A 13,572-nucleotide genomic window follows, 5' to 3' on the forward strand; every position below is an offset into this window, starting at 1 on the left:
CGCCTTCTATTTCACCTTGCTGAGGAAGTTCTTCAGCAGGGCGTGGCCGTGTTCGGTCATGATGGATTCGGGGTGGAACTGGACGCCGTAGAGCGGGCGGCTCTTGTGGTGGAGGGCCATGATCTCGCCATCGTCCGTGTGGGCATCGGCGACGAGGCAATCCGGCAGGTCACTCTCACGGACGGAGAGCGAGTGATAGCGGACGACCGTGAAGGTTTCGGGCAGGCCCTCGAACAGGTCGCCGCCGGTCTGGTGGATGTCGGACAGCTTGCCGTGGCGGATTTCCTTCGCCGTGATGACGGCGCCGCCAAAGGCCTGACCGATGGACTGGTGACCAAGGCAGACGCCGAGAATGGGCATGTCGTCGGGCGCGGACTTGATGAGGTCGACGCAGATGCCGGCCTCGTTTGGTGTACACGGGCCGGGGGAGAGGAGGATGCCGTCGGGGTTGAGCGCAAGGGCCTCTTCCACCGTCAGCTCATCATTGCGGATGACCTGTGTGTGGGCGCCTAATTCTTCCAGATAGTGGACGAGGTTCCAGGTGAAGCTGTCATAATTGTCGACGACGAGGATGTGCGGCTTAGGCATGCTGACCTCCAGATGGCCCGGAGCGCTCACCCTGAGCGAAGTCGAAGGGCGGGCGCGGGGCGAACGGAACTCGTCCTTCGACTTCGCTCAGGATGAGTTCCTTGAGTGAGCGTGTCGTCATTGGTCGAACTCGTAGGTGGCGGCGAGTTCGGCGGCGCGGCGGAGGGCGCCCGCCTTGTGCAGGGTCTCGTCATATTCGTATTGCGGCACGGAATCGAGGACGACACCGCCGCCCGCCTGGATGTGGAGCTGGCCATCCTTGATGATGGCGGTGCGCAGGGCGATGCAGGTGTCGAGGTCGCCATTCCAGCCGAAATAGCCGACGGCGCCGCCATAGATGCCGCGGCTGGCGCTTTCCATCTCGTTGATGATCTGCATGGCGCGGATCTTGGGCGCGCCGGAGACCGTGCCCGCCGGGAAGCCCGCGAAGAGCGCGTCCACATTGTCGAGGCCTTCGCGGAGGTTGCCTTCGACATGGGAGACGATGTGCATGACGTGGCTGTAACGCTCGACGATGAAACGCTCGGTGACTTCGACGCTGCCATAGGCGGCGACGCGGCCGACATCATTGCGGCCAAGGTCCAGCAGCATGAGGTGTTCGGCGATCTCTTTCGGATCGGCCAGCAGGCCTTCGGCGCGGCGCGCATCCTCTGCGGCATCGCCCGAGACGGGGCGCGTGCCAGCGATGGGACGGATGGCGACACGGCCATCGCGGACGCGGACGAGGATTTCCGGGCTGGAGCCGACAAGACGGACGGTGCCGAGGTTCATGTGGAACATGAAGGCCGACGGGTTCAGGCGGCGCAGGGCCCGGTAGAAGCTGATCGACTTGCGGGTAAAGGGCGTCGACAGGCGCTGGCTCGGCACGACCTGAAAGATGTCGCCGGCGCGAATGTATTCGCGGCACTTCTCGACGATCTCGAAATAGCGCTCCTTGGTCGTGTTGGAGGTGAGCGTCACCTCGGTCGGCTTCTGGTCCTTGGGCGGTACGACGGGCAGGCGCTCGAGGCGGGCTTCGACTTCGTCCAGCAGCGTGTTGATCGCTGCCTCGTTGCCATTATGGACACGGCCGATGAGCAGGATTTCCTGATAGATATGGTCGAACACGATAACGACCTTGGGGATGACCAGCAGCGCTTCGGGCACGTCGAGCGTGTCTTCAGCGGTGATGGTGACCGGCTCCACGTGCCGGATCATGTCATAGCCGACATAGCCGAAAGCACCGGAGGCCATGGGGGGCAGGGGCGTGTCTGTTTCGGCGCGGGCGCTGGCCACGAAGGCGCGCAGGGCGTCGACGGGGGTGGCGTCCAGCTTCACGCCGTCGCTGAAGGCAGCGTCGGTGGCAGTTTCGGCCACGCCGTCCTGGATGCGGAACCATTGTTCCGGCTCGAGACCAATGAAGGAATAGCGGCCGAGGCGCTGGCCACCGGCAATGGATTCGAACAGGAAGCTGCCGGGCTGGTCGTCGCCCAGTTTCAGCATCGCGCCGACGGGCGTTTCAATATCCCCGATGCGCCTGCGAACAATCAGACGGGCTGTGCTCATTGATCGGAAGCAATCGTTCTCTTGTAGGCTTCAAGGGCGCCCGGATTGGTCTTCAGCTTGATGGCCCGTTCGATCTCGGCCTGAAGGGCGACTTGGAGGTCTTCGTTCAGGGCCTGATTGAGCGATGAGGTGGCGCGTGTGCCAAGCACTTCAAGCGCCTCATCCGACGGCGGCGTGATCTTGTCGAGGCGAACGACCATGTACTTGTCGCCAGCGCGGCTTGGATAGGCATAGACGTCGCCTTCCGCGCCACTGAATATGGCGGTGATGGCCGGCGTGGGCAGGCCACTTTGCTCGGCTGTGACACGCGTCAGCGGCATCGTCGGGGAGTCGACCGCGGAATCGGCAGCTGCGGCGGCGGCTGCGAGTGTCGTTTCGCCTGATTTGATGCTGGCGACGATATCGTCCGTGAAGGTTTTCATCGCCGTTGCGGCGCGCTGGCCGACCAGTGTCTGGCGGATGTCTTCCTTGACCTTCTCGAAGTCCGGCGTGCTCGGCGCGACAACGGTGCTTGGCGATGTCAGGTAAACAGCGTCATTGCCGTCGAACCGGATGGAAACATCACCGGCATTGATCTTGAAGGCATCGTTAAAGGCATCCTGCGCGGCGATCAGGCCGTTCATCATCGTGCCGTCTTCCGTCATGCCATTGGCATCGACCGGCTCGAAGCTGATGACCGGCACACCGAGTTCGGAGGCGATCTGGCTGAGCGGGTAACCGGCGCCGATGGCGCGGTCGAGCTCGTCGAGTTTCTCGTAGAACAGGACCTGGGCGCGCTCGCGGGCGAGTTCGCCACGGATCACGTCAGAGACTGTCTCGATCGGGTAGACCGCGCCGGGCTGGACAGACACCAGACGCGCAACTTGCCAGCGGCCGTCAACCTCACGCGGGTCGAGCAGGGCGCCGCTCTGCTTGCCGGGGCCGAACATGGCGTCGCGGAGGGCGGCGTCGGTGATGCTGTCCTTGTCGCCGGTCTTGGTCTGGCTGGAGAGGACGCCGGGCAGCGTGGCCGGGTCTGCGCCACCTGCGAGCAGGCCGAATGCGGCGCGGGCCGTATCACGGTCGGCGAAATAGAGTTCGATATAGGTGCGTTGTTCCGGCTCCGAGAAGCGCTCGGATTTTGTCGCCTCGTAAATGGTCGCGATTTCCTGTTCGGTAACCGTTACCTGCGATAGGAAATCGTCGGCGGACATTTGCAGGAGGTCAATCGCCCGGCGTTCCGGGTGCTCAAGCGCCGCAAGGTTGGCGTCGTAATAGGCGCGGATTTCCTCATCGGTCGGCGCATCCGGTGTCGGGGCCTTGGACGCATCGAGGATGAACCATGCGACGTCGCGTGTTTCTCCAATATAGAGTGCCTGAATGCCGGCAAGGACCTGCGGCGGGAAGAGCGCCGCTGTGGCGCCTTCGCTCAGCGTCTTGAGAATCAGGTCGTCGGAGACTTGTTGCTCGTATTCTTCCTTGGTCAGGCGGTTCTGGTAGAGGACTTCACGATATGTGTTGAGATCAAGCTCGCCCGTGAGGGGATTCTTGAACGCGTCGACCGTTTTAAGCTGTTCGACCACGGCCTGGGTCGAGGGTTTGATTCCAATGGCATTGGCATAACCGAGGCTGACGATGCGCGACTTTTCCAGTTCGAAGACCTGATCGACAATGCCTTGCTCGACGGCTTCCGACTTGGTGATCGGCTTGTCAGAATTCGTATTGATATTGCGCAGCAGGGTTTCGACACGGCGGTCGAGTGATGTTGCATCAATGCCGCGCGTACCGGCTCCGGCCAGATTGCCACCGAGTCCGGAATTCACCGCCGTCCATGCCTGATCGGCGCCCCAGAGCGCCATGCCTGCACAGATGATCATGACGACGATCTTGCCGAAGATCGAATTCATCAGGCTTTTCATCACGGCTAGCATATTTGACGCAGTCTTTCTGAGGGTTTGCGGGATGGCTCAGTGCTTGCTAGGCGACACGGCTTAGTCTTGCAAGATAGGGATGGCTGCATGTCACGGACACTGATCGCGGGAAACTGGAAAATGAACGGCCTGAAGGCCGGGATTTCGCAGATAGAGGCAGTCGCTGTTGCAGTTGGCGCCGGACGGGACGATGTCACGGCGCTGCTCTGCCTGCCAGCCACGCTGGTGGCACTTGGATCAGCGGCGAAGGGGCATTCTGCGCTGCGAATCGGCGGGGAAGCCTGCCATCCGAACGAAAAAGGCGCGCATACGGGCGATATTTCGGCTGAAATGCTGGCAGATGCAGGCGCGTCTCACGTGATCGTAGGCCATTCCGAGCGCCGCGCAGACCATGGCGAAACCGACGCCGTGGTTGCCTCGCAGGCCAAAGCCGCGCTGCGGGCAGGCCTCGTTCCGATCATTTGTGTCGGGGAAAGTCTCGAGGAGCGCGAAGGCGGACGGACGCTGGAGCGAATTGAAAGCCAGCTCGCGGGCTCGATTCCAGAGGGCATTGGCGCGGCTGATTTCGTGATTGCCTATGAACCAATTTGGGCCATCGGGACCGGAAAAGTGGCCAGTACGGAACAGATTGGCGAAGTACATGGCGCCATTCGGGCCTGGCTGTCGGGCCGGTTCGGACCTGATGCGGCGGTCACACTGATTCTATATGGCGGCAGCATGAACCCGGGCAATGCCGCCGAAATCCTTGCCGTAACTGATGTTAATGGCGGCCTGATCGGCGGTGCGAGCTTGAAGGCCGAGGATTTCCTCTCCATTTACATGTCAGCAATTTAACACAGACTGACGGGAGAGGCTTGGCGTTCGCCTTCATAGGCGATATGCGGGCCCCTTGATTTCAGGAAATTCGGTCCGCCATGCAGAATCTCATCCTCGTCGTCCACATCTTCGCCTGTGTCATCATGACCGGGCTGGTTCTGATTCAGAAATCGGAAGGCGGCGGTTTGGGAATGGGCGGCGGCGGCGGTGGCAATTCGCTGATGTCGGGACGTGGCGCAGCAGGTGCGCTGGTGCGCACCACGATCATTCTTGGCGGCGTGTTCTTTGTTACAAGCCTTGCGCTCACTGCGATTGCCAACCGGACCAGCGATACGCGCTCGGACGTCGAAAAGGCGCTCAGCGTCGACGAAACAGGCGCTCCGGTGGAGCAGAAAGACCTGTTTGACCCGACGACGTCGCTTCTGGACGGACAGGATGCCGGATCGGGAAGCCTGACGAACCCTGACGCGCCTGCGGATGACCTGGTCGATCCGACCGCATCCGAGCCTGTCCTGCCTCAAGGCGACGCGGCAGTAGAGGAAACCCCTGTTCCGGCTGATCCGGAAACGGGCAATCCCCAGTAAATTTGCGGCAAGGGCATTTTGCCCGCGCCAATCATCAACGAATCACGGCATCGGGATAGTCCCATGATCCGCTATATTTTCATTACGGGCGGCGTGGTGTCATCCCTTGGCAAAGGGATTGCTTCCGCCGCACTCGGCGCATTGCTGCAGGCACGTGGCTACAAGGTCCGCCTGCGCAAGCTGGACCCCTATCTCAACGTCGATCCGGGCACGATGAGCCCCCGCCAGCATGGCGAAGTCTATGTTACCGATGACGGGGCAGAGACCGATCTCGACCTTGGCCACTATGAGCGCTTTACCGGCGTCTCGGCACGCCAGTCAGACAATATCACGACGGGGCGCATCTATCAGCGCATCATCGAGAAGGAACGGCGCGGGGATTATCTCGGCGCGACGATCCAGGTGATTCCGCACGTCACCAATGACATCAAGGATTTCGTCCTGTCGGATCCGGGCGAGGACGTGGAATTCGTGCTGTGCGAGATTGGTGGCACGGTGGGCGACATTGAAGGCCTGCCTTTTTTCGAGGCCATTCGCCAGCTCGGCCAGGAACTGGGCCCGGAGCGCGCCTGCTTCATCCACCTGACGCTGCTGCCCTACATCCCCGCAGCCGGCGAGATGAAGACCAAGCCGACGCAGCACTCGGTGAAGGAGCTGCGCTCGATCGGCATCCAGCCGCATATCCTGCTGTGCCGCTGTGACCGGCCGATTCCGGAGACGGAAAAAGGCAAGATTGCGAGCTTCTGTAACGTGCGCCCTTCCTCGGTGATCGAGGCGCGCGATGTGGGCCATATCTATGACGTGCCGGCGGCCTATCATGCCGAAGGCCTTGATACCGAAGTGCTGGGCCATTTCCGGATCACGGACGCGCCTGAGCCTGACCTGACCTCGTGGAACAAGATTGCCAAGACGATCCGCAACCCCGACGGCGATGTCTGTATCGGTCTGGTCGGCAAGTACACGGACGTGCCGGACGCCTATAAATCGGTGATGGAAGCGCTGGTGCATGGCGGCCTCGCCAACCAGGTGAAGGTGCAGGTCCGGCTGATCGATTCCGAGCAGTTCGATGACGAACATGCGCCGCTGGACATTCTCGAAGGCGTGCATGGCGTGATCCTGCCGGGTGGCTTTGGCGAGCGCGGCGCGCATGGCAAGATGCGGGCGGCCCGGTTTGCGCGGGAGCGCCAGGTGCCATGTTTCGGCATTTGCTACGGCATGCAGCTGTCGGTCGTGGAAGCGGCGCGGCACATGGCGGGCATTGAAGATGCCTCGACCAGCGAGTTCGGCCCGACCAAGTCGCCGCTCGTCGGCCTGATGGAAGAGTGGACCAAGGGCAATGAGCGCGTCGTGCGTGACGAGAACACCGACAAGGGCGGCACGATGCGCCTGGGCGCGTATCCGGCCCGCCTGAAAGAGGGCAGCAAGGTCGCCGAGATCTATGGCTCACTGGATATTTCCGAGCGTCACCGCCACCGCTATGAGGTGAATGCTGGCTATATCAAGCAGCTGGAGAAGGCGGGCGTGCTGTTCTCGGGCATGTCGCCGGATGGCAGGCTGCCGGAGATTTTCGAGCTGCCGGACCACCCCTGGTTCATCGGCGTGCAATTCCACCCCGAACTGAAATCACGTCCGTTCGAGCCGCACCCGCTGTTTGCGAGCTTTATCGGCGCGGCGGTGAAGCAGAGCCGACTGGTTTAGGCCGGGATTTCCTTACCGGCCCAGTCGAAGCTCTTGCCGGTGTCGGCGGGGCTCAGGCCTTCAATCACTTTCAAGAGATAGTCGGCCGACTGGTCCGGGCTGAAGAGCTGTGCGTCGGGCACGTTTGACCGGAAAGGGCGGGAGAGGCCTGTGTCGACCGTACCGGGATGCAGGGTGACCGCGATGAACTGGTCGTTCACGCGGGCCTGTTCGATGGCGTAGTTGCGCACCAGCATGTTGAGGGCGGCCTTGGAGGCGCGGTAAGCGTGCCAGCCGCCGAGGCGATTATCTGTGATCGAGCCGACGCGGGCCGAGAGGGCGGCGAAGACGGCGCGCCCCTTGCGGGGCATAAGCGGCAGCATGTGTTTCGCAAGGAGGGCCGGGCCGAACGTGTTGGCGCGGAAGACCTGTTCGAAAGCGTCCATGGACTGGTGGCGGTAGGACTTTTCTGGCTGGAGGTCGGTTTCATCCGAGAGCAGGCCGGTGGCGACGATGACGAGGGCGATTTCGCCTGCGCCTTTGAGCGCGGTGGCAAGGGCGGCGAGATCGGCCTCGCTGGTGATGTCGGCCGTATGCGGCGTGATCTTTTCGGCTGCCTCAGTGCCGGAGCGCGAGACGGCGTGGATGTGGCTGATGCCAGGTCGCGCGGCGAGCTGGGCCACGAGGGCGCGGCCGATACCGCCGGATGCGCCGAAGATGACTGCCTGCATAGTGTTGCTCCTTCAGGCGGGAAGCTAAGGCATCGGCGGCGCAAGGAAAGACCCAGCACAGATAGCGCCACATGCGGGGGGCATGTCGCGTGAGGCGGAGTGGCGATGCAGTTGATATCAGGAGGAGTTCAGGTGCGGCACGAGGGCGGCGATTTCCGCCTGCAGGCCGCTCAGGTTCTCGCGTTCGAGCGTTGAACGGGCACGGGAGCGGAAGGCGGGCGGTGTGTCGGCGCGGACCGGGGCCGGAGCTTGCGGCTGTCCGAGGCGGCGGCGCATGGCGGTGATGTAGAAGAGCGGGTTCTCGAACACGTCATTCAGGGCGCGCAGGCGCTGGATCAGCGGCTTTGCTGGCAGAATGTCTGTCGGCTGCGGCGGATACGCGAAGGGCGCGGGTGGCGGGAGCGGCAGGTCCAGATAGCGAAAGCCGGGGCCGGTGGAGGCGACGCGGCGGGGCGGAAGGCTGTGGACCGCGCGCTTCGGTGGCTCGGCAATGCGGAAACGGGGTTTACGGAGGAAGCGGCAAGATTCCGGTGCGCTGTGTTTTGCGCCGCCTGATTTGGACGTCAGGTTTGTCTGCGCGCGCGGCGGCAGGGCACCGAGCTCAAGTGCCATGAGGAAGAGGAGACGACGAACGAGCGGCTCGAAGCGTGCAAGCTCTGCGGCGAGGCGGGCGCGGACGGGGCGCAGCAGGAAGGGGCGGCAGCCGGTGAGCCCGAGGGCGAAAGAGCGGTGGAGCCCTTCGACCAGATAGCCTGCCTGGTTCCACGCGAAGCGGATCATACTGGAGACTAGAGGAGTGGGCTGATAATGCATTCGGCGAGGATAGGCGCCGCGCCTGTGCGGTAGGACAGATTTTCATCAGGGCCAATTGCGACGGGCGCTTTCGCCCGGGTGTGCCGGGGAAAGCGCATCACCATTCCCGCAGGATCAGGCCTTTGAGACGGAGAACTGGCCGACATTGATGCGGCCGTCGAGGAAGCCCGCTTCGCAATAGGAGAGATAGAAGTTCCACATGCGCTTGAAGGGTTCGTCGAAACCGAAGGTCTGGATCTCGTCCCATTTGTCATTGAAGGTGCGGGCCCATTCATGGCAGGTGCGGGCATAATCCTGGCCGAAATAATGGACGCCGTCATGGCGCAGGCCCGCCTTGGCGAACTGTTCCTTGAGGACTGTTTCGCCCGGCAACATGCCACCGGGGAAGATATAGCGCTGGATAAAATCGACCCGGCTGCGATAGCTTTCGAAGAGGTGGTCATCAATGGTGATGATCTGGAGCGCGGCCTTTCCGCCTTGCTTCAGACTGTCGAAGATCTTCGCGAAATAGCTTGGCCAGTAGGATTCGCCGACGGCTTCGAACATCTCGATTGAGGCTACGCCGTCATAGACGCCCTGATGGTCGCGATAGTCTTCGAGACGGATATCGACACGTTCGGAGAGGCCTTCGCGCTGCATGCGCTCCATCGCGTAGTCGCGCTGGGACGGAGAGATGGTGAGGCAGGTGACCTTGCTGCCGCGATGCTTGGCGGCATATTCGGCGAAACCGCCCCAGCCGCAGCCGATTTCGAGGATGCTGCTGGAAGGGCCTGCGTCGATACGGTCGCAGATGCCCTGGTATTTGACCTGCTGGGCCTGTTCGAGCGACTGGTTCGGACTTTCGAAGATCGCTGATGAATAAGTCATGCTGGGATCGAGCCAGAGACGGTAGAAGTCATTACCCAGATCATAATGCGCCATGATGTTGCGACGCGCACCGGCCTTGGAATTCCGGTTGAAGAGGTGGCGGACCATGTTGGCCCAGCGCACGACCATGCCGCCGCGGGCAAGGCGTTGTGCGCTCTCGAAATTGGCGGAGAAGAATTGCAGGACCTTGGTCAGGTTTGGCGTCGACCACTGGCTGTCCATATAGGCCTCGGCAAAGCCGACATCGCCGCCCGCAAGGGCGCGTTTCACGAAGCCATAGTCGTGGACGATGATTTCGGCTTCGGGGCCGGGCTCGGCATTCTTGAAGAGGAGCTGGCGGCCATCCGGCAGGGTGAACTGAAGCTTGCCGCGCTGGGTGCGCAGGACAGCGAGGGCGACCAGCCGGAACGTGGTGGGTACGCCCTTGAGGCGGCCGATTGACTGCGTGGTGGCGATGATTGGGTCGGTCATGCGGCGTCCTTTACAACTCGTGGCAGATCGCATGCCGTTTCAACGGCAATTGTGGCACCGTTTGCCGGGGGCTTGGGTTTGGATCGGTATTTCGCGCCGCGCATCCAGAGGAGGAAGGCCTGCCAATGGATGCCGATCGTGACGCCGATTGTGGAAAGCGGCATCGAGACGGCCGTGCGGAGGAGGGCGGATGGCGTCGCTGCCACGCGCCGGGCGGTGATGTTGGCCATGTGCAGGCGGACATCATCCTTCAGGCTCTCCACCACGACGCCGAGGCGAACGTCAGGCTGGCGCAGCGTGAAACGGTAGGTGCCTGTCACGTCGAAGAAGGGCGAGACGTGGAAGGCCTTGTCAGCCACATGGCGCGAGCGGTCGCGCGACACGGCCGCGACATAGGAATGGCTCTCGCCGAACGTGTTGTTTACCTCGTAGATGATGCCGCGCAGGTCGCCTTCCGGTCCATAGCCATACCAGAGCGATATTGGCGCGAAGCGGTAAAGCAGGTGGCGCGGGAAAGTGACAAGGCGAATGGCGCCGCCGTTCAGCGCAACATCAGCTTGCGCGAACATGTGCTCTGCCCACGGACGCAAGGGCACGTCGATCCGGTCACCATGATCCTTGCGGTGGAAGGAGAAAAGGCCCCGCCGGTCAATGGAGAAGAAGGGTGTCTGCGCATCGGCCTCATCGAGTCGGTCAATGTCGATATCGATCATGGCGATCTTGTAGGCAAAGCGGCGTTCGAACGGCACATAGCGTGCGTGTGCCGTCTGACCTTTCCACAAACTGAGCGCTGGGACGGTCAAACCGACACCTCTGCTGCAATTTCCATAAAGCTAGTTTTGCGCGAGCCTGCATGAATGTCCACGCCTTTCGCTTCCCACGGGACCCGGCCCCCAAGGGAAAGGGCGGCGGAAAGGCCGGACTTGAGGCCATCCTCGTGGAAGCCGCGGCCCATCCATGCCCCAGCGAGCCACAGGCCATTTTGACCCTGGGTGCGCTTGAGTCCGCGTACAGCCGCTTCTGCAGCACCATCGAACTGAGGATGGTCGAATTCGTATTTATGGAAGGCCAGATGGTCCATCGGCGGCACTTCGGGGTTGAGTGTGATGAAGAGCGGGCGCGCATCATCAAGACCCTGAAGGCGGTTCATCCAGTAGGTGAGGCAGATGTCGCCATTGTCCTGCTTGATGACGTTCCAGCTGGCCCAGGCGCTTCGGCGGGTTGGCATCAGAGCCGGGTCGCGGTGCAGATAGATCGTGTTGGGACGATAGTGGACGGAGCGCAGCAGGAAGGCGCGATCTTCATAGCTGTCCTGCACGAGGCGCAGGGCTTGGTCGGAATGGCAGGCAAGGATGACGTCATCAAAGACTTCGGTGCGCTTGTCTGCTGTCAGGACAGTAACCTTGTCGCCGAAGGGGGCGACGCGGGTGACGGGCGAATTGGTGCGTACACGCTGGCCGAGCTCTGCGGCGACGGCGCGGACATAGGTCTGGCTACCGCCGGTGACGGTGCGCCATTTCGGGCGCTCCTTGTGCATCAGACGGTGGTTTTCGAAGAACTGGAAGAAGCTCTGGGCCGGATAGTCCAGCATATTAGCCTCGGGCGTCGACCAGATGGCTGCGCCCATGGGGAGGATATAGTTGCAGCGGAACGGCTGGTCGAAGCCGTGCATGTCGAGCCAGGCGCCGAGCGTGGTGTCGGCGATCTTGCCGGCGGCGAATTCGGCGCGGGCGAGGTCATTAAAGCGCAGAATGGTGCGCCAGAAACGGTGGAATTTAGGGCTGAGGAAATTACGCTTCTGGGCAAAGATGCCGCGCGCGGTGGACGCCCATTCCCAGCCATCGCGGTCGGACACCGCGAAGCTCATGTCGGAGGGCTGGGTGGCGACGCCGAGCGCGTCGAAGAAGCCGATCAGGTTTGGATAGTTGAGGCCATTGTAAACGATGAAGCCGAGATCGACGGCGGTTTCGTGGCCGTCATAATCGAACACGTGCGTGCAGGCGTGCCCGCCGAGCCGGTCGTCCGCCTCAAAAACGGTGACGTCGGCCGTGTCTTTCAGGGCATAGGCGGCGCCGAGGCCGGAAATGCCTGATCCGATAATGGCGATTCGTTTCATGCGGCGTTCCGTTTTTCCTTGAGGGTATCATAAGCGTCGAGTGCGCGCTGGCGGGCCGTAGCGTGATCGACGATCGGTTTGGGATAGGTCGTGCCGAGCGTGATGCCGGCCTCCTTCAGCGTGTCGCTGTCTGCTTCCCATGGCGTGTGGAGCACTTTGTCAGGCAGGAAGGAGAGTTCCGGGCACCAGCGGCGCACATAGGTGCCGTGGGGGTCGAACTTCTGGCCCTGCGTGATCGGGTTAAAGACGCGGAAATAAGGGGCGGCATCGGCGCCGCTGCCGGCGGTCCACTGCCAGCTGGCGGCATTGGCGGCGGGGTCTGCGTCGACCAGCGTGTCCCAGAACCAGTCTTCGCCAACCTGCCATTGCTGGAGCAGGTGTTTGGTGAGGAAGGATGCGACGATCATCCGGACACGGTTGTGCATGTAGCCTGTATGCCAGAGCTGGCGCATGCCGGCATCGACAATGGGATAACCTGTCTGACCCGCGCGCCATGACTTCACCGCGTCGCAATCTGCCCGCCAGGGCAGCAAGTCGAAATCGGAATTGTAGTTCTCCGTTGCGAGATCCGGATTGTAGTAGAGCAGGACGTAGGAGAATTCGCGCCAGACCAGTTCGGACAGGAAAGTCATGGCATTGGATTCGTCGAACTTTCCGGCACTGATACCGTGCTGGACAGCGCGCCAGACCTGGGCGGGGCTGATCTCACCGAAATGGAGGTGCGGTGAGAGGCGGGACGTGCCACCTTCAAGGTCAGGACGGTTGCGATCCTGGGCGTAGGTGTTGATCGAGCCTTCCAGGAATTCCCAGAGACGCTCGATGGCGCCGGCCTCGCCGGGGTGCCAGGTCGCTTCCAGACCGCCGGACCAGTCGGGATTGGTCGGCTGCAGGCCGAGCGACTCGATAGCTTGGGATTTGAGAACCGGGCCGCTCAGCGCTTTAGGCGCCGCGAGGACGGGCGGGGCGCGGTAGGTGGACTTCAGGGCTTTCCAGTAGGGTGTGAAGACCTTGTAAGGCGTGCTGGCGCCGGTGGTAATGTCCCACGGCTCTGTCAGCAGGCGGCCGTTGAATGTTGAAACATTCATTTCGCCTTTCCGCAGCATCGCTTTCAGGTCGGTGTCGATCGTACGCTCGGCGCTGCCATAGCGTCGGTTCCAGAACACGGACGTCGCGCCGGTTTCGGCGATAATATCGATCAGGACTTCTTCCGCTCCGCCGGCGCGTATCGTGAGACGCCCACCGGTATATTCGATTTGGCGTGCATGCTCTGCCAGGGACTTGCCGAGCCACCATTTGGATGCGCCGCCACGCGCCCGCAATCCGGGGGACACTTCGTCATGGATATAGAGCAAAACCAACGGCCGACCGGTCTTCACAGCCGCCGTGAGGGCCGGATTGTCAGCGAGTCTCAGGTCTTCTCGGAACCAGACGATGGCGGGGGCAGATTGAGTCAG

At 62.2% G+C, this 13,572-nt stretch carries 12 protein-coding genes; 3 read left to right on the forward strand and 9 right to left on the reverse strand.

From position 1 onward, the window contains the following. Window positions 1–6 precede the first annotated feature (6 nt). The 3 genes from V7651_RS12860 to V7651_RS12870 form a co-directional block, all read right to left on the reverse strand. Window positions 7–588 (reverse strand): anthranilate synthase component II, encoded by a 582-nt coding sequence (locus tag V7651_RS12860; RefSeq protein ID WP_335613417.1) that lies wholly within the window; start codon window positions 586–588, stop codon window positions 7–9. Window positions 589–705: 117 nt separating this feature from the next. Then, window positions 706–2,133: an anthranilate synthase component I gene (gene trpE / locus V7651_RS12865; RefSeq protein WP_335613418.1), complete on the reverse strand. Its 1,428-nt coding sequence runs from the start codon at window positions 2,131–2,133 to the stop codon at window positions 706–708. Beyond that, entirely contained in the window at window positions 2,130–4,043 is a 1,914-nt protein-coding gene (locus V7651_RS12870; protein WP_335613419.1) for a peptidylprolyl isomerase, read from the reverse strand. Before V7651_RS12870 ends, trpE begins: the two co-directional genes overlap by 4 nt. An 87-nt stretch (window positions 4,044–4,130) precedes the next feature. Here V7651_RS12870 and tpiA point away from each other — a divergent pair, with 87 nt between their 5' ends. The 3 genes from tpiA to V7651_RS12885 all read left to right on the forward strand — a co-directional run bounded on the left by tpiA (window position 4,131) and on the right by V7651_RS12885 (window position 7,141). Further along, window positions 4,131–4,877: a triose-phosphate isomerase gene (gene tpiA / locus V7651_RS12875; RefSeq protein ID WP_335613420.1), complete on the forward strand. Its 747-nt coding sequence runs from the start codon at window positions 4,131–4,133 to the stop codon at window positions 4,875–4,877. An 80-nt stretch (window positions 4,878–4,957) separates the two neighbouring features. Further along, window positions 4,958–5,443 (forward strand): preprotein translocase subunit SecG, encoded by a 486-nt coding sequence (gene secG, locus V7651_RS12880; RefSeq protein WP_051625005.1) that lies wholly within the window; start codon window positions 4,958–4,960, stop codon window positions 5,441–5,443. 63 nt (window positions 5,444–5,506) lie between these two features. Next, window positions 5,507–7,141 carry a CTP synthase gene (locus V7651_RS12885; protein WP_335613421.1) on the forward strand — a complete coding sequence of 545 codons (1,635 nt, stop codon included), beginning with the start codon at window positions 5,507–5,509 and terminating at the stop codon, window positions 7,139–7,141. Here V7651_RS12885 and V7651_RS12890 read toward each other — a convergent pair. From V7651_RS12890 to V7651_RS12915, 6 genes are all read right to left on the reverse strand, one after another. Next, complete coding sequence (locus tag V7651_RS12890) at window positions 7,138–7,851, reverse strand: SDR family NAD(P)-dependent oxidoreductase (RefSeq protein ID WP_335613422.1); 714 nt, start codon at window positions 7,849–7,851, stop codon at window positions 7,138–7,140. The genes V7651_RS12885 and V7651_RS12890 overlap by 4 nt on opposite strands. A gap of 117 nt (window positions 7,852–7,968) precedes the next feature. Beyond that, complete coding sequence (locus V7651_RS12895) at window positions 7,969–8,631, reverse strand: hypothetical protein (protein WP_335613423.1); 663 nt, start codon at window positions 8,629–8,631, stop codon at window positions 7,969–7,971. Between the two features lie 147 nt (window positions 8,632–8,778). Further along, window positions 8,779–10,002 (reverse strand): cyclopropane-fatty-acyl-phospholipid synthase family protein, encoded by a 1,224-nt coding sequence (locus V7651_RS12900; protein WP_335591482.1) that lies wholly within the window; start codon window positions 10,000–10,002, stop codon window positions 8,779–8,781. Beyond that, a complete protein-coding gene (locus V7651_RS12905; protein ID WP_051625004.1) occupies window positions 9,999–10,805 on the reverse strand; it encodes a DUF1365 domain-containing protein in 807 nt (268 codons plus the stop codon). Before V7651_RS12905 ends, V7651_RS12900 begins: the two co-directional genes overlap by 4 nt. Next, window positions 10,802–12,118, reverse strand: a complete 1,317-nt coding sequence (locus V7651_RS12910) for an NAD(P)/FAD-dependent oxidoreductase (RefSeq protein ID WP_035540528.1) — start codon at window positions 12,116–12,118, stop codon at window positions 10,802–10,804. The genes V7651_RS12905 and V7651_RS12910 overlap by 4 nt, the downstream gene beginning before the upstream one ends. Next, window positions 12,115–13,572, reverse strand: coding sequence for a cryptochrome/photolyase family protein (locus tag V7651_RS12915; RefSeq protein ID WP_035540527.1), 1,458 nt, complete (start codon window positions 13,570–13,572; stop codon window positions 12,115–12,117). Before V7651_RS12915 ends, V7651_RS12910 begins: the two co-directional genes overlap by 4 nt.

It is taken from the genome of Hyphomonas oceanitis, from assembly GCF_036964545.1.
GTDB lineage: Bacteria > Pseudomonadota > Alphaproteobacteria > Caulobacterales > Hyphomonadaceae > Hyphomonas > Hyphomonas oceanitis.

Coding starts and splice junctions, on each gene's coding strand:
- V7651_RS12860 (WP_335613417.1), bottom strand. CDS start 588: ATGCCTAAGCCGCACATCCTCGTCGTCGACAATTATGACAGCTTCACC.
- V7651_RS12890 (WP_335613422.1), bottom strand. CDS start 7,851: ATGCAGGCAGTCATCTTCGGCGCATCCGGCGGTATCGGCCGCGCCCTC.
- V7651_RS12885 (WP_335613421.1), top strand. CDS start 5,507: ATGATCCGCTATATTTTCATTACGGGCGGCGTGGTGTCATCCCTTGGC.
- V7651_RS12900 (WP_335591482.1), bottom strand. CDS start 10,002: ATGACCGACCCAATCATCGCCACCACGCAGTCAATCGGCCGCCTCAAG.
- V7651_RS12895 (WP_335613423.1), bottom strand. CDS start 8,631: ATGATCCGCTTCGCGTGGAACCAGGCAGGCTATCTGGTCGAAGGGCTC.
- tpiA (WP_335613420.1), top strand. CDS start 4,131: ATGTCACGGACACTGATCGCGGGAAACTGGAAAATGAACGGCCTGAAG.
- V7651_RS12870 (WP_335613419.1), bottom strand. CDS start 4,043: ATGCTAGCCGTGATGAAAAGCCTGATGAATTCGATCTTCGGCAAGATC.
- trpE (WP_335613418.1), bottom strand. CDS start 2,133: ATGAGCACAGCCCGTCTGATTGTTCGCAGGCGCATCGGGGATATTGAA.
- secG (WP_051625005.1), top strand. CDS start 4,958: ATGCAGAATCTCATCCTCGTCGTCCACATCTTCGCCTGTGTCATCATG.
- V7651_RS12910 (WP_035540528.1), bottom strand. CDS start 12,118: ATGAAACGAATCGCCATTATCGGATCAGGCATTTCCGGCCTCGGCGCC.